Source organism: Cyanobium sp. Cruz CV13-4-11, assembly GCF_024346055.1.
Classification (GTDB): domain Bacteria; phylum Cyanobacteriota; class Cyanobacteriia; order PCC-6307; family Cyanobiaceae; genus Cyanobium.
The window spans coordinates 1-25,503 of the sequence record NZ_JAGQCH010000010.1; the positions used below are offsets into that span (position 1 = coordinate 1).

Annotated in this window: 27 protein-coding genes; 12 read left to right on the forward strand and 15 right to left on the reverse strand. The window is 70.3% G+C overall.

Annotated features, from left to right (window positions below; genetic code table 11):
- Positions 1-533: 533 nt before the first annotated feature.
- Positions 534-1,517, reverse strand: a complete 984-nt coding sequence (locus tag KBZ12_RS09090) for an integron integrase (RefSeq protein ID WP_254957727.1) — start codon at positions 1,515-1,517, stop codon at positions 534-536.
- Between the two features lie 121 nt (positions 1,518-1,638).
- On the opposite strand from KBZ12_RS09090, the gene KBZ12_RS09095 reads away from it, so the two are divergent.
- Genes KBZ12_RS09095 through KBZ12_RS09110 form a run of 4 tightly spaced genes read left to right on the forward strand, consistent with a single transcriptional unit; the run spans position 1,639 to position 4,014 of the window.
- A complete protein-coding gene (locus KBZ12_RS09095) occupies positions 1,639-2,376 on the forward strand; it encodes a putative 2OG-Fe(II) oxygenase (RefSeq protein ID WP_254957612.1) in 738 nt (245 codons plus the stop codon).
- Positions 2,377-2,417: 41 nt separating this feature from the next.
- Positions 2,418-2,771: a 2Fe-2S iron-sulfur cluster-binding protein gene (locus tag KBZ12_RS09100; protein ID WP_315859296.1), complete on the forward strand. Its 354-nt coding sequence runs from the start codon at positions 2,418-2,420 to the stop codon at positions 2,769-2,771.
- Positions 2,768-2,977: a hypothetical protein gene (locus tag KBZ12_RS09105; protein WP_254957613.1), complete on the forward strand. Its 210-nt coding sequence runs from the start codon at positions 2,768-2,770 to the stop codon at positions 2,975-2,977. The genes KBZ12_RS09100 and KBZ12_RS09105 overlap by 4 nt, the downstream gene beginning before the upstream one ends.
- The gene (locus KBZ12_RS09110; RefSeq protein ID WP_254957614.1) at positions 2,974-4,014 is read left to right on the forward strand and encodes a DUF3326 domain-containing protein; all 1,041 of its coding nucleotides are present in this window, start codon (positions 2,974-2,976) and stop codon (positions 4,012-4,014) included. Before KBZ12_RS09105 ends, KBZ12_RS09110 begins: the two co-directional genes overlap by 4 nt.
- A 7-nt stretch (positions 4,015-4,021) precedes the next feature.
- Here the strand turns inward: KBZ12_RS09110 and KBZ12_RS09115 are convergent, their stop codons facing one another.
- Positions 4,022-4,528 carry a DUF1993 family protein gene (locus KBZ12_RS09115; RefSeq protein ID WP_254957615.1) on the reverse strand — a complete coding sequence of 169 codons (507 nt, stop codon included), beginning with the start codon at positions 4,526-4,528 and terminating at the stop codon, positions 4,022-4,024.
- A 183-nt stretch (positions 4,529-4,711) separates the two neighbouring features.
- Here KBZ12_RS09115 and KBZ12_RS09120 point away from each other — a divergent pair, with 183 nt between their 5' ends.
- Positions 4,712-5,284, forward strand: coding sequence for a peroxiredoxin (locus KBZ12_RS09120; protein ID WP_254957616.1), 573 nt, complete (start codon positions 4,712-4,714; stop codon positions 5,282-5,284).
- Positions 5,285-5,439: 155 nt separating this feature from the next.
- Here KBZ12_RS09120 and pyrF read toward each other — a convergent pair whose 3' ends face one another.
- The 4 genes from pyrF to KBZ12_RS09140 are packed head-to-tail and all read right to left on the reverse strand — an operon-like array spanning position 5,440 to position 9,275.
- Complete coding sequence (gene pyrF, locus KBZ12_RS09125) at positions 5,440-6,204, reverse strand: orotidine-5'-phosphate decarboxylase (RefSeq protein ID WP_254957617.1); 765 nt, start codon at positions 6,202-6,204, stop codon at positions 5,440-5,442.
- Positions 6,204-7,505 (reverse strand): tyrosine--tRNA ligase, encoded by a 1,302-nt coding sequence (gene tyrS / locus KBZ12_RS09130; RefSeq protein ID WP_254957618.1) that lies wholly within the window; start codon positions 7,503-7,505, stop codon positions 6,204-6,206. The genes pyrF and tyrS overlap by 1 nt, the downstream gene beginning before the upstream one ends.
- A 54-nt stretch (positions 7,506-7,559) precedes the next feature.
- Positions 7,560-8,945, reverse strand: coding sequence for a flavin monoamine oxidase family protein (locus KBZ12_RS09135; RefSeq protein ID WP_254957619.1), 1,386 nt, complete (start codon positions 8,943-8,945; stop codon positions 7,560-7,562).
- Between the two features lie 6 nt (positions 8,946-8,951).
- A complete protein-coding gene (locus KBZ12_RS09140; RefSeq protein ID WP_254957620.1) occupies positions 8,952-9,275 on the reverse strand; it encodes a DUF1825 family protein in 324 nt (107 codons plus the stop codon).
- Positions 9,276-9,436: 161 nt separating this feature from the next.
- Here KBZ12_RS09140 and KBZ12_RS09145 point away from each other — a divergent pair, with 161 nt between their 5' ends.
- The 5 genes from KBZ12_RS09145 to KBZ12_RS09165 all read left to right on the forward strand — a co-directional run bounded on the left by KBZ12_RS09145 (position 9,437) and on the right by KBZ12_RS09165 (position 13,361).
- Positions 9,437-10,141 (forward strand): response regulator transcription factor, encoded by a 705-nt coding sequence (locus KBZ12_RS09145; RefSeq protein WP_254957621.1) that lies wholly within the window; start codon positions 9,437-9,439, stop codon positions 10,139-10,141.
- A gap of 33 nt (positions 10,142-10,174) precedes the next feature.
- Positions 10,175-10,825: a hypothetical protein gene (locus tag KBZ12_RS09150; protein ID WP_254957622.1), complete on the forward strand. Its 651-nt coding sequence runs from the start codon at positions 10,175-10,177 to the stop codon at positions 10,823-10,825.
- A complete protein-coding gene (locus tag KBZ12_RS09155; protein ID WP_254957623.1) occupies positions 10,822-11,448 on the forward strand; it encodes a GIY-YIG nuclease family protein in 627 nt (208 codons plus the stop codon). Before KBZ12_RS09150 ends, KBZ12_RS09155 begins: the two co-directional genes overlap by 4 nt.
- Before the next feature lie 48 nt (positions 11,449-11,496).
- Complete coding sequence (locus KBZ12_RS09160) at positions 11,497-12,999, forward strand: leucyl aminopeptidase (RefSeq protein WP_254957624.1); 1,503 nt, start codon at positions 11,497-11,499, stop codon at positions 12,997-12,999.
- A gap of 86 nt (positions 13,000-13,085) precedes the next feature.
- Positions 13,086-13,361, forward strand: a complete 276-nt coding sequence (locus tag KBZ12_RS09165) for a hypothetical protein (protein ID WP_254957625.1) — start codon at positions 13,086-13,088, stop codon at positions 13,359-13,361.
- Positions 13,362-13,364: 3 nt separating this feature from the next.
- Here KBZ12_RS09165 and KBZ12_RS09170 read toward each other — a convergent pair whose 3' ends face one another.
- From KBZ12_RS09170 to KBZ12_RS09210, 9 genes are all read right to left on the reverse strand, one after another.
- On the reverse strand, positions 13,365-13,568 hold the full coding sequence (locus KBZ12_RS09170; protein WP_254957626.1) for a hypothetical protein: 204 nt from the start codon (positions 13,566-13,568) through the stop codon (positions 13,365-13,367).
- Between the two features lie 98 nt (positions 13,569-13,666).
- Positions 13,667-14,293, reverse strand: coding sequence for a peptide-methionine (S)-S-oxide reductase MsrA (gene msrA, locus KBZ12_RS09175; protein ID WP_254957627.1), 627 nt, complete (start codon positions 14,291-14,293; stop codon positions 13,667-13,669).
- Positions 14,284-15,483 carry a lipid-A-disaccharide synthase gene (gene lpxB / locus KBZ12_RS09180; RefSeq protein ID WP_254957628.1) on the reverse strand — a complete coding sequence of 400 codons (1,200 nt, stop codon included), beginning with the start codon at positions 15,481-15,483 and terminating at the stop codon, positions 14,284-14,286. The genes msrA and lpxB overlap by 10 nt, the downstream gene beginning before the upstream one ends.
- Positions 15,483-16,289 (reverse strand): acyl-ACP--UDP-N-acetylglucosamine O-acyltransferase, encoded by an 807-nt coding sequence (gene lpxA, locus KBZ12_RS09185; RefSeq protein WP_254957629.1) that lies wholly within the window; start codon positions 16,287-16,289, stop codon positions 15,483-15,485. Before lpxA ends, lpxB begins: the two co-directional genes overlap by 1 nt.
- A gap of 19 nt (positions 16,290-16,308) precedes the next feature.
- Entirely contained in the window at positions 16,309-16,737 is a 429-nt protein-coding gene (gene fabZ, locus KBZ12_RS09190; protein WP_254944405.1) for a 3-hydroxyacyl-ACP dehydratase FabZ, read from the reverse strand.
- Positions 16,738-16,816: 79 nt separating this feature from the next.
- Positions 16,817-17,689: a UDP-3-O-acyl-N-acetylglucosamine deacetylase gene (lpxC, locus tag KBZ12_RS09195; RefSeq protein ID WP_254957630.1), complete on the reverse strand. Its 873-nt coding sequence runs from the start codon at positions 17,687-17,689 to the stop codon at positions 16,817-16,819.
- Complete coding sequence (locus KBZ12_RS09200) at positions 17,689-20,055, reverse strand: BamA/TamA family outer membrane protein (protein WP_254957632.1); 2,367 nt, start codon at positions 20,053-20,055, stop codon at positions 17,689-17,691. Before KBZ12_RS09200 ends, lpxC begins: the two co-directional genes overlap by 1 nt.
- Positions 20,056-20,098: 43 nt before the next feature.
- A complete protein-coding gene (gene purC / locus KBZ12_RS09205; RefSeq protein ID WP_254957729.1) occupies positions 20,099-20,851 on the reverse strand; it encodes a phosphoribosylaminoimidazolesuccinocarboxamide synthase in 753 nt (250 codons plus the stop codon).
- 2 nt (positions 20,852-20,853) lie between these two features.
- Positions 20,854-22,026, reverse strand: coding sequence for a hypothetical protein (locus tag KBZ12_RS09210; RefSeq protein ID WP_254957633.1), 1,173 nt, complete (start codon positions 22,024-22,026; stop codon positions 20,854-20,856).
- A 115-nt stretch (positions 22,027-22,141) separates the two neighbouring features.
- Between KBZ12_RS09210 and purD the strand changes: the two genes are divergently transcribed.
- Entirely contained in the window at positions 22,142-23,500 is a 1,359-nt protein-coding gene (gene purD, locus KBZ12_RS09215) for a phosphoribosylamine--glycine ligase (protein ID WP_254957634.1), read from the forward strand.
- Positions 23,497-25,500: an ATP-binding protein gene (locus KBZ12_RS09220; RefSeq protein ID WP_254957635.1), complete on the forward strand. Its 2,004-nt coding sequence runs from the start codon at positions 23,497-23,499 to the stop codon at positions 25,498-25,500. The genes purD and KBZ12_RS09220 overlap by 4 nt, the downstream gene beginning before the upstream one ends.
- The last annotated feature ends 3 nt before the right edge of the window (positions 25,501-25,503 follow it).

Below are 25,503 nucleotides of genomic sequence, written 5' to 3' on the forward strand. Positions count from 1 at the left end.
GAAGAACCCTTCTGAATCCTTTTCGACTACTACATCAAATTGTCTAGACATTGAAGCCACCTCCTCAAGCCAGTGTAGCGGCTTAGCAGCGGACTGGTACGAGGGCCCAGCTACTGGTCGGTCCAACTACTAAATGGGTGGTTCCGTGATGCCCACCCAGGGCCTCTCAGATCGCCGCCTATGCAGAGGCATTCTGGGCCGGCCATCGGAGCGGGCTCCTTCCCGTCTGGGTTCCTCGGCATCCGTGCTCGTTGATCTGCTTGCATCGCGCTTCCGTTATGCACCCAAGCCAAGCCCTGCGGCAATGGTAGGCGCCTTTGGTGGCGCCGAACTTTGCCCGTTCATCTGAAGCGGGGTGACTCTCTGCCGCCCATTTAGCCGGAAGTTGCCGGGGGTGTCGCTGAAATCCCCTGTCCTGGAGGCATTCTTGGGTGTGCTGTCCGGTGGCTTGCGCACATTGCGGTTCCGGTGATGCACGCACGCCCTCCCTCCCTGTTGGCGGATTGGCGCAGCTCACGGCAGCTCCGTCCAGCTCACAGCAGGTCGGCGGGGCTGCGCACGCCGCATGGGCCTCGGTTGAGCACATGCGTGTAGATCATCGTGGTGCGCACGTCGTTGTGGCCGAGCAACTCCTGAATGGTGCGGATGTCGGCGCCTCTCTCCAGTAGGTGGGTGGCAAATGAATGGCGGAAGGTGTGGCAGCTCACCCGTTTGGGGATCGCTGCGGCCTGCACAGCCCTTCGCACCTCCTTCTGCACGATCGACGGGTCCAGGTGATGCCGTCCCTCCCTGCCATTGGTTGGATCACGCCAGCGACGGCTTTGGGGGAACACCCATTGCCAGCCCCATTCCATGGCGGCATTTGGATACTTTCGCTCCAGGGCATGGGGAAGTACCACCCTCCCCCAGCCGGCGGCGAGATCGGCGCCATGCACCTGCCGCACCCCCTCCAGGTGCGCTTCCAGTGGTGCCACCAGCCGCTCCGGCATCAGGGTGAGGCGGTCCTTGTCGCCCTTGCCGCTGCGCACCGTGATCTGCCGGTGGCCGAAGTCGAGATCTTGCACCCGCAGCCGCAAGGCTTCCATGAGCCGCATTCCGCTCCCGTAGAGCAGCCTCGCCACCAGGGCCGTGGTGCCCTCCAGCTGGCCCAGCACCTGCTGCACCTCCGCCGGCGTCATCACCACCGGCATTCGCCGCCGCACCCGGGCCCGCACCACCCCCGTCAGGTCGCCGGGATCCTTCCCCAGCACGTGGCGATAGAGGAATAGCAGCGCCGAGAGGGCCTGGGTCTGGCTGGAGGCGCTCACCCTTTCCTCCACCGCCAGGTGGGTGAGGAACGCATTGATCTCCTCCTGCCCCATCTCCCGGGGCGGCCGCAGACCGTGGAAGCGCAGGAACCGCCGCACCCACTGCTCGTAGGTCCCGGCGGTGCGGCGGGCGTAGTGGCGCACGGCCAGTTCCTCCCGCAGCTTCTCCAGCAGGCGCGGCGCTCGTCGTGGGCTCGGGGGTGGCTGGATGGCTCGGCGGCGGACCCTTTCGCCAGCATTCCCTGGCCCGGTCGTCTCCGGCGCTCCGGCGCGCCGGCAGGATCGTCCTCTTGCCGCGTCCCTTCGCCGCCTCCTCTCGACGCCCCCGCCCATGGCCGACCCTGCCGTCCCCGCCAGCCTTGCGATCCAGCCCCTGTTCCCGATGGCCCTGGGCCGGGTGCAGCTGGCGCCCGACCCCCTCGACACGGCCCTGTTGCTGCAGAGGGCCCTGGCCCTGCGGGAGCAGGTCCCCAGCGAGGAGGGCGTCGCCTGGACCGGCGATGTGCGTGGCGCCGGGGAGCTGCACCGTGATCTCCTGTTCGCCCCCCTGATCAGCCGGCTGTCGGACCATGCCTGGCCGTACCTGGCCGGGCTGGGGTTCGATCGCCGGCGCGTGGCGCTGCATGTGCAGCGCAGCTGGCCGGTTCTCAGCGACGTCGGTGAGCAGGTGGGGCGCCACCACCACCCCAACGCCCACCTCAGCGCCATCTATTACCTCAATGGCGACGGCAGTGGCCGCTGCGGTTGCCTGCGCCTGTTCGCCCCCCGGCAGGTGAATGAGCTGGTGCCGGGCCTGGCGGTGGGCCAGGACGGTCCGATCGACGCCACGGCGGCCCTCAACCAGCCCTGGCACGACGTGGCGCCCCGGGCCGGCCTGCTGCTGCTGTTCCCCGCCTCGGTCGACCATGCGGTGCTGCCCAACGACGACCCCGACGACACCCGCTTTTCCCTCAGCATCGACTTCGTTCTCACGGCCCCGGAGGCGGCGCCCCATCCGGGTGAGTACCTCGCCCCCCATCCCGGCCGCTGGTTGGCGATCGGGGAGGATGGCAACGCGTCGGGAGCCTGAGCCGCCCCTGCCACCGCCGCCCTCCCGGACCCCCATCCCCCGTGCCTGAGACCACACCAGCGACCACCGCAGAGCCGAACGTCTTTCAGATCAGCGCCAACCTGGATGGCGTCACCCACATTTTTTCCTGCCGCAGCGACCAGACGGTGCTGGGCGCCGCCGAGGCCGCCGGGGTGCCCCTGCCCAGCTCCTGCTGCTCGGGGGTGTGCACCACCTGCGCCGCCCTGCTGCGCAGCGGCACGGTGCACCAGCCCGATGCCATGGGCGTGAAGGCCGAACTTCAGGCCAAGGGCTATGCCCTTCTGTGCGTCTCCTATCCCCGCTCCGATCTCGACCTGCTGGCCGGCCAGGAGGACGCCCTCTACGAGGCCCAGTTCGGTCAGTTCCAGAAGTGAGTTCCCTGGTGCCGCTGGAGCTGTGGGTGCGCCCCGCCCCCGGCCCCCGGCTTCCCCAGCTGCGTCAGGCGCTGGTGAAGGAGGCCCGCCGCCTGGCCGGTGAGGGCGCCGAGCCCCTGCGCTGGGCGATCACGGCGGTGGATCCCGTCCGCGGCCTGCGGCTGGAGGGGATCGTGGTGGGCCCGGCGCCGGTCCCCGGCCCTTGAGCGCGGCGGTTCCGCCCCTGCCCACCCTGCTGGTGATCCCCACCGGGGTGGGCTGCGCCGTGGGTGGCTTCGCCGGCGACGGCCTGCCGGCGGCCCGGCTGCTGGCGGCGGCCAGCGGCTGCCTGATCACCCACCCCAACGTGATGAACGCCGCCACCCTCTACTGGAGCGACCGGCGCCTCCATTACGTGGAGGGCTGGAGCCTCGACCGCTTCGCCGCCGGTGAGCTGGCCCTCTCTCCGGTGCCCAGCCAGCGGGTGGGCGTGCTGCTGGATGCGGGCATCGAAGCGGAGCTGCTGCTGCGCCACCGCCAGGTGATCGACGCCTGCCGCGCCAGCCTGGGGCTGACGATCGGCCCGGTGCTCAGCAGCGATGGGCCCCTGGAGGTGAGCCTGTCGATCGGCCCCAGCGGCAGCAGCTGGGGCACCATGGGCCGGCCGGATGCGCTGCTGCGGGCCGGTGAAGCGCTGCTGGCTGCCGGGGCCACGGCCATCGCCGTGGTGGCCCGCTTCCCCGAGGATCCCGGCAGCGACGCCCTGGCGGCCTACCGCCACGGCACCGGGGTGGACGCCCTGGCCGGGGCGGAAGCCGTGATCAGCCACCTGCTGGTGCGCCACCTCGGGGTGCCCTGCGCCCATGCCCCCGCCCTGGCGCCGCTGCCGCCCGACCCAGGGCTGGATCCGCGGGCGGCGGCGGAGGAGCTGGGCCACACCTTCCTGCCCTGCGTGCTGGTGGGCCTGAGCCGGGCCCCCTCGCTGCGGCCCGAGCCGGCCAGCGGCAACGGGCTGCTGCACGGCACCGATCTCGGGGCGGTGGTGGCGCCGGCGGGAGCCCTGGGGGGTGAGGCGGTGCTGGCCTGCGCCGAGCGGGGCGTGCCCGTGATCGCCGTGGAAGGCAATCCCTGCTTGCTTGAGGTCAGCGGCGAAGCCCTGGGGCTGCCGGTGATCCCGGCCGCCAGCTATGCGGAAGCGGCCGGGATCGTGCTGGCCCTGCGGGAGGGCCTCGATCCGGCGGCCCTGCGGCGGCCGCTGGCCTGAAGGCGCCTCATGGTTCGCCGAGGAAATCCCGCTTGCCCAGCTCCACGCCGTTGTGGCGCAGGATGGCGTAAGCGGTGGTGACGTGGAAATAGACGTTGGGCAGCACGAAGAGCAGCAGGAAGCTCTGGCCACTGAAGTGGAGCGTTTCGCCGCGGATCGGCAGTTCGATCGGCTTGGCTTCGGTGCCGTCGATCTGCCCGGGGGAGAAGGCCTCGAGGCTGGCGAGGGTTGTTTCGATGCGGCCGATCAGCTCTTCGAAGCTGGCTTCGTTGTCCTCCATCGAGGCGCTCTCCACCCCGGCCAGCCGGGCCAGGCCGCGGCGGGCGATGTCGGTGGCGATCTGCACCTGGCGCACCAGGGGGAACATGTCGGGGTAGAGGCGGGCCTGCAGCAGCGCCGCCGGATCAATCGCCTTGGCTTCGGCGTGGGCGGCCGCCTTGGCCAGGATGCCGCTGAGGTTGGTCAGGCTGCGGGCCAGGGGCGGAACGGCCGCCTCGTACATCGAGAGGGACATGGCTGGGGCGAGGGCCGGGGGCAGGCGGACCGGACTGTAGGGCGGTCGACGGGGTGGCCCGGGGGCGGCGATGAGCACAAACACTCAGCCGGTTTCCACCCTAAGGCGGACCGAATACGAGTTAAGCTCCATGCGATCGCTGCTCCGGGCGGCGCGTCGTCAAGTCGTTCTTCACAGATTCACATGGCTGCCATCGAAAAGGTCCCCAGCGTCGTCTTCAAGACCCGTGTGCGCGATGAATCCGTGCCCGGCCCCAACCCCTTCCGCTGGCAGGACCTGACCACCGACGACATCTTCAAGGGCAAGAAGGTCGTGGTGTTCTCCCTCCCCGGCGCCTTCACCCCCACCTGCTCCTCCAACCACCTGCCCCGTTACGAGGCCCTGTTCGAGGAGTTCAAGGGCCAGGGTGTCGACAGCATCGTCTGCGTGTCCGTCAACGACGCCTTTGTGATGTTCCAGTGGGGCAAGCAGGTGGGCGCCGACAAGGTGTTCCTGCTGCCCGATGGCAACGGTGAGTTCAGCCGCAAGATGGGCATGCTCGTCGAGAAGGACAACCTCGGCTTCGGTGCGCGCTCCTGGCGCTACTCGATGCTCGTCAACGACGGCACCATCGAGAAGATGTTCGTGGAGCCCGGGCTCGAGGACAACTGCCCCACCGACCCCTTCGAGTGCTCCGACGCCGACACGATGCTGGCCTACCTGAAGGGCACCGCCCCCGCCGGTGTCTCCGCCCCCAGCCGCGAGTTCGTCGGCTGAGGCCGCCTCTGGGCTGGTCCGATCCGTCTCCAGCCCTTGCTCCGCCTACCCCCGCTCCGCCATCGGAGCGGGGGTTTTTCGTGGTTCGAAACGATGCCGCGATGGAGCCTCCCGGCCAGCCTGTGTCCATAAGACGGCGAAGTTTCTGAGACCGCTCAGAGCGGCCCGTCCCGGAGTTCCTCGCAGCAGGCCGCAAAGGCCGCCGCCGGATCGGTGGCGCCGCTGATCGGTCGACCGATCACCAGCTGGCTGGCACCCGCCGCCACCGCCGCCGCTGGCGTCATCACCCGCTTTTGATCGGCCGCGGCGCTGCCGGCGGGGCGAATACCGGGGGTCACCAGAGAGAAGGGCTGGGGGTGGGCGGCCCGCAGGCTGGCCACCTCCCAGGGGGAGCACACCGCTCCGGTGAGGCCCGCCGCGGCGGCCATCGCGGCCAGCTGGGTCGCGTAGGCGGCCAGGGGTGTGGAGATGGCCAGTTCCTGCTGGAAGCGGTCGGGATCCCAGCTGGTCAGCACGGTCACCGCCAGCAGGGTGGGCGCGCCGAGGCCCTCACTGGCGGCCCCCTCCACAGCCGCGGCCTGGGCGGCGGCGAGGGCCTCGCCCCCGGCGCAGGCGTGCACCGTGATCAGCTCGGCGCCCAGGCGGGCGGCACTGCGGCAGGCTCCGGCCATGGTGGCGGGGATGTCGTGGAACTTGAGGTCCAGGAACACCCGCAGGCCCTGCTGCCGCAGCTCCCGCACCACCCCTGGCCCGGCGGCGGTGAACAGCTCCAGGCCCACCTTCACCCAACGCAGCTCCGGGACCGCCGCCGCCAGTGCCAGGGCCTCCTCGGCCGTGCCGCGGTCGAGGGCCAGGATGATCCGCTCTGCCGGGTCAAGGGTGGGCTCCAAGGCCGTGGCGGGGCGTTCGGCGTCCGCCATCAGGCCACCAGCCTGCGGAAGGTTTTCCGGCCCAGCTGCAGCACCTTGCCGGCCAGTTGCTCGGGGCTGCTGAATTCCTGGTTGGGGTCGCTCAGCTTCTCGCCGTCCAGCTTCACGCCGCCCCCCTGGATCTGGCGCCGCCCTTCGCTGCTGCTGGCGCACACCTGCAGGGCGCTGAGCAGATAGAAGGCCTTCAACGGGAAGGCCAGTCCCGCCAGGGAGGCCTCCGGCACGCTGTCCGCCTGGAGTCCGGCCCCTGCCCCCGCTCCGGACAGCCCGGCAGCCACCAGAGCGGCCGCATCGGCCTGGGCCTGCAGCGCCGCGTCGCGCCCATGGCGGCTCGCGGTCACCTCCAGCGCCATCGCCTTCTGCCGCTCCCGGGGTCCGCTGGGCAACGTCGCCGTGTCCAGGTCGGTGAGCAGGGTGAGGTAGTCCTCCACCACCGCGTCCGGCACTTTCTCGAGCTTGGAATACATCGAGAGGGGGTCCTCCAGCAACCCCACCGTGTTGCCCAGGCTCTTGCTCATCTTCTGCACCCCGTCGAGGCCCGGCAGGATCGGCAGCAGCAGGCCGAACTGGGGCCGCTGGCCGAAATGGCGCTGCATGTCGCGCCCCATCGCCACGTTGAACTTCTGGTCGGTGCCGCCCAGTTCGAGGTCGGCCTGGATCGCCACCGAGTCGTACCCCTGCAGCAGGGGGTAGAGGAACTCGTGCAGGCTGATCGAGGTTCCCGAGCCGTAGCGGTTGGCGAAGTCCTCCTTGGCCAGCATCTGGCCCACGGTGCTGATGCCCAGCAGCTCGATCACCTGCGGCAGATTCAGGCCCTTGAGCCACTCGGAGTTGCGCCGCACCTCCAGCCGGCCGGGGGTGTCGAAATCGAGCAGGGCGCGCTCGGGGGGCTGGCCCTGGCCCAGCTGGGCCAGGTAGGTGGCGGCATTGGCCTCCACTGCCGCCGCGTCGAGCTGCACCCGGGTGCTGCTCTTGCCGGTGGGATCGCCGATGCGGGCCGTGAAGTCGCCGATGATCAGCACGGCCGTATGGCCGGCGTTCTGGAAGGCCCGCAGCTTGCGGAACAGAAGGCTGTGGCCGAGGTGGATGTCGCTGCCGGTGGGGTCGATGCCCAGCTTCACCCGCAGCGGCCGCCCCTGGTGCGCCGACTCCGCCAGCCTGGCCTCCAGGCGCTGGTCAGGGTCGGGATCCCGACCGGCGGGAAACAGGTCGGCGATGCCCCTGGCCAGGGCTTCGGGGAGGGGCGGCAGGGCCGGTGGCTCCGTCTGCTTCGCCGGGATTGCTTCGCCCATCTACGCCAGCCGCCTGCCTGGGGCGATGGTAGGCAGCCATGGTGCTGTGGTTGATCAGCCCAGCAGGGCGACCACGGCGGCCGCGGCGGCCGCGGCCCTCTCGCCACTGTCCACGGCACCCTCGAAGAAACCGGGCCAGCGCTCCGCCACCTCCGTGCCGGCCCAGAACACCCGGCCATGGGGCCGCAGCAGGGCGTCGCCGCTGCGGGTCCACAGCCCGGGGGGCATCCAGGCGGCGAAGGCGCCACCGACGAAGGGCTCCTCGGGCCAGTTCTTCTCCACATACTCCAGCGGCTCCAGGGCCATCGGGCCGAAGTAGGCGGCCAGATCTTCGAGGACCGCTGCCCGCCGCTGCTCCGGCCCCAGGGCCGCCCAGCGCTCGCGGCGGCGACCCACCACGAAGGCGGCGATCACCCCCAGACCCGTCTCCGGGTCGGAGCTGTCGGCGCACAGCTCCACCCAGGGGCGATCGCCGATGGCGATGCCGGAGAGCCCCGACTCCCGCCACCAGGGCCGTCCGTAGGCGATCAGCACCTTGGTGCAGTTCCCCATGGCCATCCCCTCCTGCAGGGCGACCCGGTCGGCCGGCAACGCCGGCGTGAAGCGGATGGCGCCCGCCAGTGCCGGCGGCATGGCCACGATCACGGCCCGGCAGCGGTGGCTGGCGCGATCGGTGATCACCGCGACAGCCGCCTCGCCCTCGGGCTGCTGGATGGCCCGCACGGGCTCACCGAGCACCAGGGCATCCCCCAGGCCTTCGGCCAGCAACGTCGGCAGTTGGCCGGCGCCGCCATGGATCAGTTCCTCCTCGGGGTGGTCCCCCTGGGACGCCGTGCGCTGCCCCCAGGCCACGTGCAGCAACGACACCTGATCCGGCTCCGCCGGCCCGAGAAAACCGACGGCCCGGCAGAAATAGGCGAAGTACCAGGCGGCGAAGGGGGTGTGGGTGTGGGCCTCGATCCAGTCCTGGAAGCTCAGCCGGTCGAGGGCGGCGGCATCGGGATGGTGATGGGGATGGCCCTCGGGCAGGGACGCCACCAGCTCCTGGAACTGTTTCAGGGCCGCCATGGCATCGTCCCAGTCCCGGCTGGGGACCGACGGCGGCTGCCCCTCCGGGAACCCCTGGAAGAAGCCGCTGAAGGTGCAGCGATGGGAGCCGAAGCAGAGGACGGTTTCACCGCCGTGGGGGGAGGGGAAACGGCGCAGACCGTGGGCGTCGAGCAGGGCCAGAAAACGGGAATGGCTGGGCCCCACCCACTGACCGCCCAGGTCGACCCAGGCCGGCGTCCGGGCTTCCTCCAAGGCCAGGGGGGTGCGCACCATGCGGCCCCCCACCGAAGGCGCCGCCTCGATCACCCCCACCGACAGGCCGGACCGGCGCAGCTGCCGCGCCGCCACCAGCCCCGCCAGCCCCGCTCCGACAACGACGACATCCTTCACGGGGGGTCAGCCGGCGGCTTCCAGTTGGCTCTTCATGCGCTCCAGGGTGAGGGTCATCTGCTCGAACATCTGTTCCGGGGTGAGGCCGAACTGGCCGAGCTGGGTGCGCAGCTGTTCGACGGTGAGCTTGGCCTGGAAGTCCTCGGACAATTCGAAGCGCTTCATGAACACCTGGTAGCGCTCCATCATCTGCTCCATCCGTTCGATGTACAGCTTCTTGCCTTCGCGGTCGAACTTGCCGTACTCGCTGCCCAGCTGCATCAGCTGCTGGTAATCGGTGAACAGCCGTTTCGCCTCGTCCTGGACGATCTCGGACTCGAAGAAAGCCATGGGGAGGTTGGCTCCGGTCTGCTTGAGAGGTCGATTCTGCAGAGGCCGCGGGCTCCTGGGGAGTGCGGATCCACGTATCGCCATGGCCGCTACCGAATGGACGCGCAGCATCTGTTGAAGATGGATCTCCATCCGCTGGGGCGACCGAGCCCCCTGTTCCCGTGGACCTCACCCCCCTGCTGCCCCAGGTGCGTGACGATGTTCGCCAGGGACTGGCTCTGCTGAAAGGGGTCCGGCTGGTGCTCTGCCTGGGCAGCCGGGCCCAGGTGGCCCTGCTGATGGGCACACCCGCCCGGATCCTGGGTGCCGCCACCACCGCCGCCGAGGGGCTGGCCCTGGTGCGCCGGCACCAACCCAGCCTGCTCCTGGTCAGCGACCGCCTGGAGGGAGGCTGCGGCGTCGACCTGGTGGTGCAGGTCAAGCGCCGCCATCCCGAGGTCCGCACCCTGCTGGTGGTGTCCCAGGAGCACCAGCAGGCCCTGATCCAGGCGGCCCTGCGCGCCGGTTGCGACGCCATCGTGCCGGAGTCGCGGCTGCTGCACGGTTCCGGGCTGCAGGCCCTGCACGCCGTGCTCGGCGGCGGGTTGTACCTGGACCATTCCCTGGTCGGCGCCTACCGCGCCGGCCAGGAGCCCGCCGCCGGGCACGAGCGGCTCAGTGCCCGTGAACGGCAGGTGCTCGACCGGGTGGTGCGGGGCCTGAGCAATCCCGAGATCGCCGGGGAGCTGATGGTGTCGGTCGACACGGTGAAGACCCACGTGCGGAACGTGCTCCTCAAGCTCCGGGTCAGCGGTCGCATCCAGGCGGTGGTCACCGGCCTGCAGCTGGGCCTGGTCGACTGGCCCCGGACAGGAGGCACCCGCTAGCTTCAGGCTCGACGTGCATGCAGGTGGGCCTCGATGGCAGGGCGCCACTGGCTGGATCCCCTGGCCCGGAAGCTGCTGGTGGCCACCGGGCAGCTCCCCCCGCCTCCAGCGGCAGCTGCCGACGAGGCGGTGGAGCGGGAGCTGCTCGCCCTCAAACTGGCCCACAACCCCGACCTGCGGCTGCGCGATGCCGCTGAGGTGCGTCACGCGGCCGCCCTGGGTTGGACGCTTGAGGTCAACGTGGCCGCCGCGGCCGACTGGCTGCGGTTGCCGGGTTGCCGGCCCGATCTGGTGGATCGGCTGATCGCCATGCAGCGCGACGGTATCCAGTGGCGCGGCCCCGGGGAGCTGGCCGCGGCGCTGCAGGTCCCCCCCGGGCAGGTGCTGATCTGGCTGCCGGTGCTTCGGTTCGCGCGGCAAGGGGAGCCGGCATCTGCCCGGGCGCCGGTGCCCCTGGCGATCAACCAGGCCTCTGAAGGCCTGCTGCGGGAGCGTCTCGGCCTGGGGCCGGAGCGCTGCCGGCGGCTGTTGCAGGAGAGGGCCCGCGAGCCCTTCCGGGACCTGGCCGATCTGCAGCAGCGGCTGCAGCTGCCCGCCGATCAGGCCGAACGCTGGATCGGCCGGTTCCGCTATGCCACCGCCCCTGGACCGGTGCTGCCGCCGTCCCGGAGCCCGGCCCCATGAGCCGCCAGGGGGACCTGTTCACGGCCGCGGCCGCCGCTGAGGCAGGAGCGGCCGGCGCCACGCCGCTTCCTGAACTCCCCCTGCTGCGGGAGCAACTGCTCACCTGGCAGGGCCGGCTGGCCGAGCACCAGGGGCCGCTCTTCGCCACGGCCACGGCCGGTGGGGCCGCCGCCCTGTTGCAGGGGCAGCTCTTGCCGATGGCGGCTGACCCCGGCGATCCCGACGCGGTGGCGCGCCGCTTCGATCCCCTCAGCCTCAGTCCCCAGAGCCTCTCGTTCTGGCGCTGGCCCAGGCTCCCCCAGCGAGGGGCGGCCCTCTACCTGGTGATGGACCGTCCAGCGGGGCTGCCTGTGCCGTTGCTGCTCTACGTCGGCGAGACGGGGAGGGCAGACCAGCGCTGGAAGGGCGACCACGACTGCAAGGGATACCTGGCGGCCTACGGCGAAGCTCTGGCCCGGGTGGGGTTGGAGGCGCGGCCGAGCATCCGCTTCTGGAGCGACGTGCCGGCGGCGGTGTCCCCGCGCCGGGCCCTGGAGCAGGCCCTGATCCGGCGCTGGCTGCCCCCGTTCAACAAGGAGACCCGGGAGCGCTGGGCCACGCCGTTCACGGCCGATCCCGCCTGATCTCCAGGGCTGAGCTGGCTACGATCACGGGCCGCCTGCGCTGGGTCCATGGAGTTTCGCTGTCTTGCCGTCACCCCTGCCGTCCCTGGTGCTCTGAAGGAGGCCTGGACGGGTGACACCCTGGTGGTGGGGCTGTTCGCCCCCGCCGCAGGCAGCGGTCGGGCCCTGGCCGAAGAGCTGGTGGGCGAGGGGTTCGAAGCCTTGCTGCAGCGCCGCCGTTTCGAGGGCAAGTCCGGCCAGAGCATCACCCTGGAGCGGCCGGGTGGCTCCCCGGCCAGCCTGATCCTGCTGGGCCTGGGGGATCCGGCCGACTTCGGCCTCGAGGCCCTGCGCCAGGCCGGTGCCGAAGCGGCCCGTGCCGCCGCCACTGCCGGCGCCGTGGAGCTCGGCCTCTGGCTTCCGGTCGAGGGTCTGGAGCCGGCGTCGGCCGCCGCCGCCATGGCCGAAGCGGTGCGGCTCGGGCTCTATGCCGACCAACGCTTCAAAAGCGAGGCGGAACCCCCGTCCCTTCCCTCCCGGGTGAGCCTGCTCGGAGTGGTGGCAGGGGCCGAGTCCGGCCTGGCCCATGTGGCGGCCATCTGCAGCGGCGTGGAACTGGCCCGGCGGCTGGTGGCGGCACCTCCCAACAAGGCGACCCCCCAGTCCCTGGCTGATGAGGCCGCCGCCATTGCCGCCGCCTTCGGCCTCGAGCTCAAGGTGCTGGAGCGGGACGATTGTGAGGCGCTCGGCATGGGGGCCTACCTGGGGGTGGCCCAGGGCTCGGATCTGCCCCCCAAGTTCATCCATCTCACCTACCGGCCCACCGGGGCGGTGACGCGGCGGGTGGTGCTGGTGGGCAAGGGGCTCACCTTCGATTCCGGTGGCTACAACCTCAAGACGGCCGGCTCCCAGATCGAGATGATGAAGTACGACATGGGCGGCAGTGCCGCGGTGCTGGGGGCCGCCCGTGCCATCGCCGAAATCCGGCCTGCCGGGCTGGAGGTGCACGTGATCGTGGCCAGCTGCGAAAACATGATCAGCGGTGGCGCCATCCATCCGGGTGATGTGCTCACCGCCTCCAACGGCAAGACCATCGAGATCAACAACACCGATGCCGAGGGGCGGCTCACCCTGGCCGATGCCCTCGTCTATGCCTGCGGCCTGGAGCCGGATGCCATCGTCGATCTCGCCACCCTCACCGGCGCCTGCGTGATCGCCCTCGGCGAGGAGATCGCCGGGCTCTGGTCCCCCAGCGACGGCCTGGCCGAGGCCCTGCTCAGCGCCGGCAACGCCGGCGGGGAGGCGTTCTGGCGCATGCCCCTGCGCCCCTCCTACAAGAAGGGGCTCAAGAGCCCCATCGCCGACCTGAAGAACACCGGGCCGCGGCCGGGGGGTTCGATCACCGCCGCCCTCTTCCTGCAGGACTTCGTCACCAAGGGGCTGCCCTGGGCCCATCTCGACATCGCCGGCACCGTCTGGAGCGACAAAGCCCGCGGGGTGGATCCGGCCGGGGCCACCGGCTTCGGGGTGCGCACCCTGGTGGCCTGGCTGCTGGCGGGTGCCGCCAGCTGATCCCATCAATACCGGCCCCCCCCCCGGATCAGGCGGCTGAAGGTTGCGGCCTAGGTTTGCCGCCAGACCAGACAACGCATCGCCCCATGGCCGTTCACAAGATCCGCTGGTACGTGAAGGCCCAGCTCGGTGTGCTCCTGCTCCCCGCCGGCCTCTGCCTGTTCGGGGAGGGGGTGATCCGCAAGGGCATCCAGACCTGGTCGGCCCTGGCGGCAGCGGCAGATCATGGGCAGTCGCTGCCGGAGGCCGGTCCCTGGGTCTGGTACGGCGCCCTGGGATTGATCCTGATCAATGCGGGCGTCGGTCTGATGGTCGAGAGCGGTTTGCTGCGCGGCTATCCCCGCACCCCGCCCCGGGCCTGAGGCTCAGACCGCCACCGGCTCGGTGTCGCCCCTGCCGCTCACGGGGACGTGCAGTTCGGCGGGAGATTCAAGGCGATGGATCTGCCAGGTGGCCTTCTCACCAAAGCTGGCCTGCAGCTTGTCGAGGTCGTCGGACGCCTGCCTGGGGCTCGTGTAGGGCCCGATATGGCGCGTCTGCAGACCGTCACGGATGGTCAGCAGATACATACAGAGGCCCTCCGGTCGTGTGCCGAACGCTAAGGCATTCTTCGGGGTCGCGACAGGGTGCAAAAGCACCGTGTCTGCATCATCCGGTCGGGTTCGGCTCAGCTGCCCTGCCAGCGCTGACTGCTGCGGGCCCGTCGGCCCCAGACCGTGTCCAGGCGTCGGTCGCGCCCACAGGACCAGCGGTAATAGTTGTACCGGACGCCATTGCGCTTGGCGTAGTTCTGGTGATAGCCCTCCGCCGGCCAGAACTTCGCCAGGGGGCGGATCGCCACCTTGATGGCTGTCGCCGGCTTGCCCAGCTCCCGGGCCGCCGCCACGAGGCTGTTGCGGGCCTCCACGGCCTGGTTGGCGCTGGTGGTGAAGATCACGGGCCGGTAGGAATCGCCGCGGTCGCAGAACTGTCCGCCGCCGTCGAGGGGATCGATGTTGCGCCAGTAGGCCCGCAGCAGCGTGTCGTAGCGGATCTCGGTGTTGTCGAAGCGCACCCGGACCACCTCCTGATGGCCGCTCCCCCCGGCCGAGACCTGCTTGTAGGTGGGGTTGGACCCTTTGCCGCCGCTGTAGCCGCTCTCCACGTCCAGGACGCCGGGGAGGACCTCCAGATCGTGCTCCAGGCACCAGAAGCAGCCGCCGGCCAGCACCGCCTCTTCGGTGGCCGCCAGGGCTGGAGCCACCGGGCCCCCCAGGGCCATCAGCAGACCCAGCAGCAGCGCGATCAGTCGCATGGCGTGTGTCCTGAGAACGGTTCGAGGATCGCCGTCGCCGCCCGGCGGGTGACGCCCGGCTCCCCCAGCTTCTGCCTCAGCCGAACGTAGCCCTCCTGCACCCGCTTCCGCGCCCCGGAGGCGGGATCGAACAGGGGCAGCAGGGCCGCCAGGATGGCGTCAGGGTTGAAATCATCCTGCAGCAGTTCCGGCACGAGCCGTTCCCCCAGCACCAGGTTCACCGGGGAGATGTGGGCCACGTTGAAGTGGATCACATGTTTGGCCAGGAACGCCGTCGGCCGGCTCACTCGGTAGCCGGTCACCTGGGGCACCCCCCGCAGGGCCAGTTCCAGGTTGGCGGTGCCGGATTTGGTCAGGGCGGCATCGGCAGCGGCACAGAGCAGGGGCCGCAGGGCATCGGCCTTACCGGCCGGGATCACCCGCACCGCCTTGGCTCCCGCCGCCCGCATGGTCTCTGCCAGGACCGCCTCAAACCCCGGCAGGCCGGCGGGAAGCAGCACCTGCAGGTCAGGGTGTTGCCGCTGCAGCAGGGCCACCGCAGCGGCCATCGGCGGCAGCACGTAGCGAAGCTCCTGCCGCCGCGAGGCGGGCAGCATCAGCAGCACCGGTGCCTCCGCCGGCAGGCCCAGCCCCTGGCGGGCCTCCTGGCGCGAGGGTCGCTGCTGCAGGGTGTCGATCAGGGGATGGCCCACCCAGGTGACCTGGGCGCCGCGTGCGGCGTAGAAGCTGGCCTCCTCCGGGAAGATGGCCAGGATGCGGTCGGTGAAGCCGATCAACCGGGTGGTGCCGCCGTCGCCGAGGCGGAAGGCCCACTCCTGGGGAGCGATGTAATAGGTGATCGGCACAGTGGGGTAGAGCCGCCGCAGGCGCAGCCCCAGGTTCACGTTCGCCCCCATGTAGTCGATCAGCACCACCGCATCCGGGGGGTGCTGGCGCAGCCAGCGGCGCACCCTGGCCTGCAGCTTGAGGGTGGGAATGACCAGGGGGATCGGTTCCCACAGGCCGATGGCCCCGAGTTTGGTGGTGTCCGCCAGGAGCTGGGCGCCGGCCCGCTCCATCCGACTGCCCCCGAGGGCCACCACATCGAGGGGCAGGGAACGGCGGGCCGCCTCTTCGTGCAGGGCCTTGACCAGCAGGGATCCCTGCAGATCACCGGAGACTTCTCCGGTGCTGACCAGGAGTCGCACCATCAGCGCTGGGCCGGCAGCGGTCCGCGCCGGCCCGGCCCCACCGAGGCCTCCAGAAAGGCACACAGCTCATCGGCGGCGGCCAGCAGGGGACGCTCCCGCGCCTGCCGCAGGGCGGCGGCCAGCACCAGATCGCTGCGGTAGATGAGGGTCCAGAGATCCTGCAGCTGGCGGAACTGGGCGCCATCGTCGAGCTGGGCCACGCCGCTGCGTCGCAGCCCGACGCGGTTCAGCCCCCGGAGGCGGCCGGGGTGGCCCTCCACCGTCATGAACGGGGGCACGTCGCGGTCGATGCGGCTCATGCCGCCCACCATCGCCAGACTGCCGATGTGGACGAACTGGTGGATGCCGAGCACGCCACCGATCACGGCCCGCTCCCCGATGACCACGTGGCCCGCCACCGCGACACCGTTGGCGATCACGATGCGGTCGGAGAGCTGGCAGTTGTGGCCGATGTGGCTGTAGGCCATCAGCAGGTTGCCGTTGCCTAGGACGGTCCTCTCCCCTTCGGCCGTGGCGCGGTTGATGGTCACGCACTCCCGGATCGTGTTCTCATCCCCCATCACCACTTCGGTGGGGGCACCGCCGTACTTGAGGTCCTGGGGCTCGAGGCCGATGCAGGCCCCCGGGAAGATCCGGTTGCCCTTGCCCATCCGCACCCGCCCGTCGATCACGACGTGGGGGCCGATGCGACTGCCTTCGCCGATCTCCACCTCCGGACCGATGACGGAATAGGGGCCGATCTCCACGCCCGGGGCCAACCGGGCCCGGGGATCGACCAGGGCCGTGGGATGCACGGATGTCGTCATGGCAGTACTCGACATCGCGTCAGTCCACGAGCGAGAACATCAGCTCACCCGAGCAGACCCGCTCGCCATCGACCGTGGCGGTGGCGTGCACCTTGCCGAAGCGTTTGCGCTTCAGGCTGAGCAGTTCGCAGGTGATCAGAAGCTGGTCGCCGGGCACCACGGGGCGCCGGAAGCGCACACCGTCGATGCCCGCGAAGACGAACAGGCCCTTGGGCAGATCGGGCATCTGGGTGACGATCAGGCCCCCCACCTGGGCCATGGCCTCAACGATCAGGACGCCAGGCATCAGGGGGCGGCCCGGGAAATGGCCCTGGAACTGCGGTTCGTTGAAGGTGACGTTCTTGAGCGCCACCGCCCGTTTACCGGGGACATACTCCACCACCCGATCCACCAGGGCGAAGGGGTAGCGATGGGGGAGCAGGTTGAGGATCTGCTCGCTGCTGAGCACCACGGCCCGGGCCGCATCGGCGTCGGGGCAGGCTGCCGGGGCGGCCTCAGGAGCGGCGGAAGGAAGAACGGTCAAGGAATCAATGGGTCGGTACGGGCACGGGCAGGCGGGATGCCTGGGCCGCAAGGGCCGCGGCCATGGCGGTGTGCAGGCCATGGGAACCGCGGTAGGCGAAGACGTGGGCCCTGGGCAGGCCCACCAACGCCAGATCTCCCAGCAGATCCAGCAGCTTATGGCGCACCGGTTCATCAGCGAAGCGCAACGGCGGATTGACCCAGCCGTCGCCGTCACAGACCAGGGCATTGTCGAGGGCACCGCCGCGGATCAGGCCCGCGGCCAGCAACTGCTCCACCTGCTCTTGGAAGCCGAAGGTGCGGGCCGGGGCGATCTCCGCCACAAAGCTCTCCGGGGTGAGATCCAGGGTAAAGAGCTGGCGGCCGATGGCCGCCTGGGGAAAGTCGATGGCCGCCGCCAGGCGCAGCCGGTCGGCCGGCAGGGCCACCACGAAGCTCTGACCCTGCTGAAGGGTGACTGGCAGGGCCGGCAGGGGCGGCTCGAGGCGCTCACCCCGGCTGCAGATCCCCGCCTCACCGATCGCTTCGACCCAGGGAAGCCCCGAGCCGTCGAGCAGGGGGATCTCCTCCCCGTCCACCAGCAGCTCCGCCTGGCTCACCCCGGTGCCGGCGAGGGCCGCCAGCAGGTGCTCCACCGTCGCCAGGCGCCGATCCCCCAGCTGCAGGCAGGTGCAGAGGCGGGTGTCACTCACCTGGGAGGGGCCCAGTTGCTGCAGGGGCCGTTGCGGGTCGTCCAGCCAGCCCAGCCAGTAGCCCGGCCGTTCCGAGGGGCCGAGGCGGACCCGGGAGACGGCGCCGCTGTGCAGCCCGACTCCGGTGCGTTCCACGCAGGAGCCCAGGGTCCATGCCTGGCGATAGTCGCTGGGCCAGCTGGTCACTAGAACTTCCAGCCCACGCCGAGGTTGAAGCGCCACTCGCCGGTGAAGTCCTGGCTGGCCACTTCCAGCCGCAGTGGGCCGACCGGGGTGGTGACGATCAGGCCGGTGCCGATCGAGAAGCCGGAGCCCGGCTTTTTGAGCAGGCCGCCCAGGTTGCCGGGCACGTTCGTCTGGCTGCCGAAGGTGGTGCCGCCATCGACGAACAGCTCGCCGCTGACGACGCTGAACAGGGGGAACCGGTATTCGATCGTGGCCTCGCCGAAGCTGCGGCCCACGCCGAGATCGCAGTCGAAGTAACCGCGCACCGAGTTGCCGCCGCCCAGGCAGAAGGCTTCATAGGGCGGCAGATCGCCGATCACCGCGCCGGCCGACACCTGGAAGGCCAGGGCCTGTTTGCAATCTTCGGTTTCACCGGCCTTGGGTCGGCACCCCTTGTAGAACTTCAGCCAGCGGACCGGGATGTAGTGGGTGAAGCTGCCCCGCAACCGGTTGAAGGTGGGGGAATCGGGACCCACCGAGATGAACTGTTCGGTGCCGAGGCTGAGGAAGTTGCCTTTGGTGGGGTTGCGGGGATCGTTGAGGGTGCTCATTGTTGCCGCCAGCCGCAGGCCCACCAGCTGGTTGCGGGCGGCGCAGTTGTAGGCCAGGCAGATGATCGAGTTGGTGGGAGCCGAGAACAGGGAGGTGGACTCGTTTGGGATGGCCAGACCGAAGCGGCGGGAGGTGCCGGAGAAGTCCATCGGCGTGGCCACCTGGCCGGTCAGACCCAGCAGCACGGTCCAGGGAGCGCGCTTGAAGGGGTTGCCGCCGTTGAGCGGCCGCACGAACTGGACGTTGGCGCCGACGCGCTGGATCAGGACGCTGTTGCCGTCATACTTGAACCAGCTGAGGTTCTTGCCTCTGGTCTCGGCGGCGATGCGGGCCGCCGTCACCGAAGGGAAGAAAGCCCCGAGGGGGTTGAACAGCGATTCAATGTTGTAAGAGACCTGGGTGCCGGGGGGCTGGTAGAAATCGGTGACGGTGAAGATGTTGCCGTTGTTCTGGCTCTGGAACACCTGGGGGGCGTCCCGGCTGATGAAGGCCTTGAGCCGGAAAGCCGTCCGGAACGGGTCCCCCTTGATCCACGGGTCGCTGAAGGAGATGTCGGCCAGACCGCCGAACTGGCCGTAGGTGAAGCTTGTCGAGAGGTCCCAGGCGCGGCCTAGCAGGTTGCTGTCCTGCAGCTGGATCTGCCCGAAGACCCCCTGACTCTGGCTGTAGCCCAGGCCACCGGAGAGGGAACCGGTCGACTGTTCCACCACCCCCAGCACGATCACCACGGAGCCGGGATCCTCCGGTTCGGGCCGCAGGGTCACCTTGACGTCGCTGAACAGGCCGGTGCCGTAGAGGCGCTTGAGGTCGTCCTCCAGGTTGCGGCGGTTGAAGACCTCGCCGGTCTTGATGGAGATCTCCCGGGTGATGACCCATGCCTTGGTCTTGCCCTTGATCGGCTGGCCCTTGTCGTTGGTGGCCGATCCCTCCTTGTTGAGGAACTGCACCTCCACGCCTTTGACCGTGCCCTGGCGCACCAGCAACTGCACATCGCCATCGGGGCCGACCCGGGAGGGGCCGGTGACGCGGGCCAGGGAGAAGCCCTGATCGGCGTACCACTTCTGCAGCTCCTGCATGCGGCCCTGCAGGGTGACCAGGTTGAGGGTCTTGCCGTAATCACCGGCGAAGGTGTCTTGCACCACCGTTTGCGGGACCTTGGCGTCGGCGGGGTCCAGGCTCACCTTGGTGAGTACCGGGTTGGCCACCACCGAGACCACCAGCCTCACCCCGAGGGGGCCGTCCTGGGGCTGGATCCGGACGTCGGAGAACCAGCCCGTGGCATAAATGGCCTGCAGATCGGTTTCCAGTTCGCTGCGGGTGATCGCATTGCCGGGCGTCACTGCCGTGGCGGCGTAGGCCGCCAGCTCGAGCCGCTCACGCTCAGGGTGGTCTGCCAGACCTTCGATCACCACCTCGCTGATCAGCACCCGGGGTTCGGCCGAGGCCGACGGTGCAGGGGCTGGACCCAGGGAGGGCTTGCCCGGCCGGTCGTCGCGGGCGGCGGGGGCGCCCGGGGCTGGGGTGGCGGGGGCGGGAGCCGCCGGGGACGCCCCGGCCGGAGGGGTGGTGTCCGCCGGGGCGGCGAAAGGATCGGCGCCGGCCTGGGCCAACGCGGGCACCGGGGCCTGCCCCTCCCGCTTGGTGGGGGGACTCTCGGCCGCCCTGGACTGGCCGCCGGCCAGCAGCAGGGCCACGAGCAGGGGCAAGGAGGCGGTCGCCGCCCGGGGCGTGACGCTTCGAAGGATGTGGGGCCTGCCGAGGCGAACGCCAATCATGGATGTCGTCTGCAGAGCGGCCAGGCCGCAAATTCCGCTGACCTTACCCGTAGACCCGCGGTTCGGGACAGGCCCCTTGGACCCGTTTGAGGACCTCCCCGTAGGCCTCGACAACGCCGCCCAGGTCCTGGCGGAAACGGTCCTTGTCGAGAATTCGCTCCTCCTCATCGCTCACCGCCCGGTTCCAGAGGCGACAGGTGTCGGGGCTGATCTCGTCCGCCACCACCAGGGTGCCGGCGGCGGTGAAGCCTAGTTCGATCTTGAAATCCACCAGTTCGAGCCCCACCTCGGCGAACAGCTGGCGCAGGGCGTCGTTGACGCGGAAGGCCAGGTCCCTGATGGCCTCCATCTGGGTGGAGGTCACCAGCTGGAGCCGCTCCAGCCGCGCTTCGCTGAGCAGGGGATCGCCCAGGGCGTCGTCCTTGTAGTACAGATCGAGAAGCGGCGGATCCAGGGGGGTCCCCGCCGGGATCGGCATCTGGCGGCAGAGGGAACCGGCGGCCACGTTCCGCACCACCACCTCCACCGGCACCACCCGCACCGGCCGCACCATCATCCAGTGATCCCCGTGCAGGCCCAGGTAGTGGGTGGGTACCCCCAGCCGCTCCAGATGCTCGAACAGGAGGGCGGAGATGCGGCAGTTCAGGGACCCCTTGCCGTGCAGCTGGGCCTTCTTGAGGGCATTGAAGGCCGTGGCGTCGTCCTTGTATTCCACGGCCACCACGTCGACCTGATCGGTGGCGAACACCCGCTTCGCTTTGCCTTCGTAGAGGAGGGGGCCGGTGGCAGGGGTCAGGGTCATGGGGCGGGAGTGGTGGTCGGGGCCGGTTCCGTCGCCGGTATCGGAAGGTCGGCGGCATGGCCGCCGGGGTCGCGGGGGGAGCGCAGCTGGATCTCCAACTGGCGGGTGCGTGGGGCCGAAGCCGGATCCTCGCGCCGCCAGCGCCATTCCCCGTAGGCGTCGTCGAGGCGGCGACTGAGCCGCAGGCGGCGCTCCACGGCCCGCCCCGAGGGCAGGGCGGCCTGGGTGTCCAGCAGTTCGGCCACCAGGCCCCAGGCCCCCGCCGCCGCCGCCTGGTCGAGGGCCGCCTCCAGCAGGGCCTCCCGCTGCGGCGCCGGCAGCTCCGCCAGCAACCCCACGGCCTGTTGCAGACGCAGGGCCCCCGCCAGGCCGCCCTGGCGGGCCCGGACCAGCAGCTCGCCGCCGACCTTGGGGAAGCCCCGTGATTCCAGATGCAGGGCCAGCAGTTCCAGGGCCGAGCGGCTGATCACGGTGCCATCCTCCCGGCGTAGCAGCGGCAGGGCGATGGCATCGAGGGAGGTGCCGCTTTCCTGCCGCAGCCGCTCCAGGGCCAGGGCGGCCCGGCGGTGGTCCAGCCCCGCCGCGGCGGCGCGCCACTGGAGTTGCAACCACTGCACCCGCTCGGCTCCGGCGGCCGGTCCGAAGCGGTTGAGCACGTCCATCGCCTCGCTGGGGGCCCGGCAGCTGAGCAGCACGTCGGCGTTGGCCAGCACCACCTCCAGGGGCTGGGGGGCCGGGTGGAGTGTCAGCAGCCGCTGCTGCAGCTGCCTCAGGCGCTCGCCCAGATCGGCATCGGCGCTCTGGCGACAGGCCGCATCGAGCTGCTCCAGGTCCCCGTCGCGCAGCAGCTCGGCGAAGGCTTTATCACTGAGGAGTAGTGGTGGTTTTTCGGTTTCCTCCGGTGGCCCGGAGGGTCCGGCCCCGGCCCCGTCTGCGGCAGGACCCTGGGGTGCCTGGTCTGGTGCCACCGACGGCGCAGGGGTGGTGGGGATGGCCGCCGCACCCCCCAGTGGCGTGAACAGGCCGAGGAGGGCCAGGGCTCCTAGGGTCCTCAGGAGCGGCCGACGCCACTCCAGGGGCCACCGCCGCCCGCCCAGGGAAAGGCCGGTGGTCGGGCCGGATCCGCTGGGCGGGGCAGCGGTCGAGGCGGCGGTCGGAGAGAATGGCAAAGGGGAGTGGCAGCAAGGCAGGTGAGGGCAACCGGTGCAGCACCCGTGCCGGCGCTCAACCTAGGGGACCTCTCCTCCCCGATCCACCCCCCGTCCTGCCTCCCCTCTTCCGCCCATGGCTTCACCCACCCCCACTGCTGCTTCCTCCGCTGGCCCGGTACCGGCCCGGATCCTGGTGGTGGGCGGCGGTGGCCGCGAGAACGCCCTGGGCTGGGCCCTGGCGCGCTGCCCGGGGGTGGAGCAGGTGCTGGTGGCCCCTGGCAACGGCGGCACCGCGGCCCTGGCGGGCTGCGGCCAGCTGGCCATCGCCGAGACCGACCATGGCGCCCTGGCCGCGGCCTGCCATGCGCAGGCCATCGACCTGGTGGTGGTGGGGCCGGAAGCGCCGCTCGCGGCCGGTCTGGCGGATCGATTGCGCTCGGAGGGGCTGGCGGTCTTCGGCCCCGGGGCGGATGGGGCCCTGCTGGAGGCCAGCAAGCGCTGGGCCAAGGATCTGATGCGGGAAGCGGGCGTGCCCACGGCGGGCTACTGGGCGGCAACGTCTCGGCAGGAGGCCCTGGAGGCCCTGGAGCGGCACGGCCGACCCCTGGTGGTGAAGGCCGATGGGCTGGCGGCCGGCAAGGGGGTGACGGTGGCCGACAGCCTTGAGCAGTGCCGCGACGCCATCGAGGAGGTGTTCGCCGGCCGCTTCCAGACCGCCGCCCCTGGTGAGCCGGCCGCCGCCGCCTCCCTGGTGCTGGAGGAGCGCCTGCACGGCCCGGAGGTGTCGGTGTTCGCCCTCACCGACGGCCGCAGCATGGTGCTGCTGCCCCCGGCCCAGGACCACAAACGCATTGGCGAGGGGGACACCGGTCCGAACACCGGTGGCATGGGGGCCTATGCCCCGGCCCGGTTGCTGGATGGGGAGGGGCTGGAACAGGTGCGTCAGCTGGTGTTGGAGCCGGTCCTGGCGGCCCTGAGGGCCCGGGGCATCGACTACCGCGGCGTGATCTTCGCCGGCCTGATGCTCACCGAGGACGGCCTGCGGGTGATCGAGTTCAACTGCCGCTTCGGGGACCCGGAATGCGAGACCCTGATGCCCCTGCTTGGCCCTGAGCTGGCCCGGGTGTTGCTGGCCTGTGCCACCGGCCGCCTCGAGGAGGCCCCGCCCCTGACGATCGTGCCCCGCTGCAGTGCCTGCGTGATCGCCGCCGCCGAGGGCTATCCCGGCGAGGGGCGTCGTGGGGATCCGATCCATGGGGAGCTGACGGACGACCCCGACCTGCAGCTGTTTCACGCCGGCAGTCGACGGGGCGAGGGCGGCCAGGTGGTCACGGCGGGCGGGCGGGTGCTGGCGGTGGTGGCCCAGGCCGAGGATTTCGATGCCGCCTTCGAGCGCGCCTATGCCGGCCTGGAGCGGGTGGGCTTCGAGGGCATGGTCTATCGCCGCGACATCGGCCACCAGGTGCGGACGCGTCCGCCGGTGCGGCCATGACACTCACCTGGAGGGAGCGCCTGCAGCGTTGGTGGGCCGAATTCAGCCTGCAGACGAAACTGCTGGCGGTCGCCACCCTCGTGGTGAGCCTGCTGATGACGGGCATCACCTTTCTGGCGCTCAATGGCATCCAGCGCGATGCCCGCATGAGCGACACCCGCTTTGCCCGCGATCTCGGGCTGCTGCTCTCGGCCAACGTCACCCCCCTGGTGGCGGAGGGCAACGACCGCGAACTGGCCTCGGTGGCCGAACGCTTCTGGCAGTCCAGCCGCAGCCTCCGTTACATCTTCTTCGCCGATCCCGATGGCGTGATCTATCTGGGCATCCCCATGGGTGGCAGCACCGGCATGGGTGAACGGTTGCTCAGCCGCCGCCTGGAGCTGCCGGCCGACATCCAGCGCCGCCCCGACAACCCCCTGATCCGCCAGCACCTCACGCCGGACGGCCAGGTCACCGATGTGTTCGTGCCGATGGTGAGCGACGGCCGCTATCTGGGCGTGGTGGCCCTGGGCATCAACCCCAACGAAACACTCCTGGCCAGTGCCGCCCTCACCCGTGAAGTCACCGTGGCGGTGTTCATCTCCATCTGGGTGCTGGTGATCCTGGGCTCGGTGTTCAACGCCCTCACCATCACCCAGCCGGTGAAGGAACTGCTGCGGGGGGTGCGCTCGATCGCCGGCGGCAATTTCGAGACCCGCATCGCCCTGCCGGTGGGGGGGGAACTGGGCGAACTCCTGAACGGGTTCAACACCATGGCCTCCCAGCTGGAGGTCTACAAGGCGGCCAACATCGAGGAACTCACCGCCGCCCAGGTGAAGCAGCAGTCGCTGATCGCCACCATGGCCGATGGCGCGGTGCTGCTCGACGCGGAAGGGCACATCGTGCTGGCCAACCCCACCGCCCGGCGCCTGTTCCGCTGGGAGGGGCGCAACCTGGAGGGCAGTGAACTGGCCACCGAACTGCCCGATCGGTTGGCGATGGAACTGCACGATCCGCTGGAGAGCCTGATCCTGAGCGAGCGGGACAACACTGACGTGCGCTGCAGTTTCGGCGATCCCGCCCGCACCCTGCGCATCGTGCTCCAGTCGGTGCGGGATGCCAGCGGCGAGAGCCTCAAGGGCATCGCCATGACCATCCAGGACCTGACCCGGGAGGTGGAGCTGAATGCGGCCCAGAGCCGCTTCATCAGCAATGTCTCCCACGAGCTGCGCACCCCCCTCTGCAACATCAAGAGCTACGTGGAGACGCTCCACGACATGGGCGACCTGCTCAGTGCGGAGGAGCAGAAGGAGTTCTTGAGCATCGCCAACGCCGAGACCGACCGGCTGTCACGGCTGGTCACCGACGTGCTCGACCTGTCGCGGCTGGAATCCGACCGGGTCTGGCAGCTGGAGCCGTTGGACCTGGCCCCGGCCATTGAGCAGACCCTGCGCACCTACCGGCTGAACGCTGAGGAGAAGGGGGTCACCCTGATCTTCACCGGCGATCAGCACCTGCCCAGGGTGCGTGGTAACTGGGATCTGCTGCTGCAGGTGTTCGACAACCTGGTGGGCAATGCCCTCAAGTTCACCCAGGGCGGCGGCCAGCTGCTGCTGCGGGCCTACCCCTGGCCCGACCAGTGCCTGCTGGATCCGGACGCCAGCGCCGGCGACCACCCCTCCTGCGCCCTCACCTCCCCCCTGCCCCGGCTGCGGGTCGAGATCTCCGACACCGGCTGCGGCATCTCCGAGGCCGACCAGGCCCGGATCTTCGAGCGGTTTTTCCGGGTCGAAAATGCCGTCCACACCGAGGCCGGCACCGGGCTGGGACTCTCCATCGTGCGCGGCATTCTCGAGAAACACGGCAGCCAGGCCCGCATGGCCAGCGAGCCCGGTGCGGGCACCACCTTCTGGTTCGACCTGCCCCTGGAGGATGCCGACGGCGATGAATTGCAGGTCCAGGCGGAGCGTTCCTCGAGCCTGGCCGTCATGGACAAGGAGCGGCGAACCGCCGTGGCCTGAGGG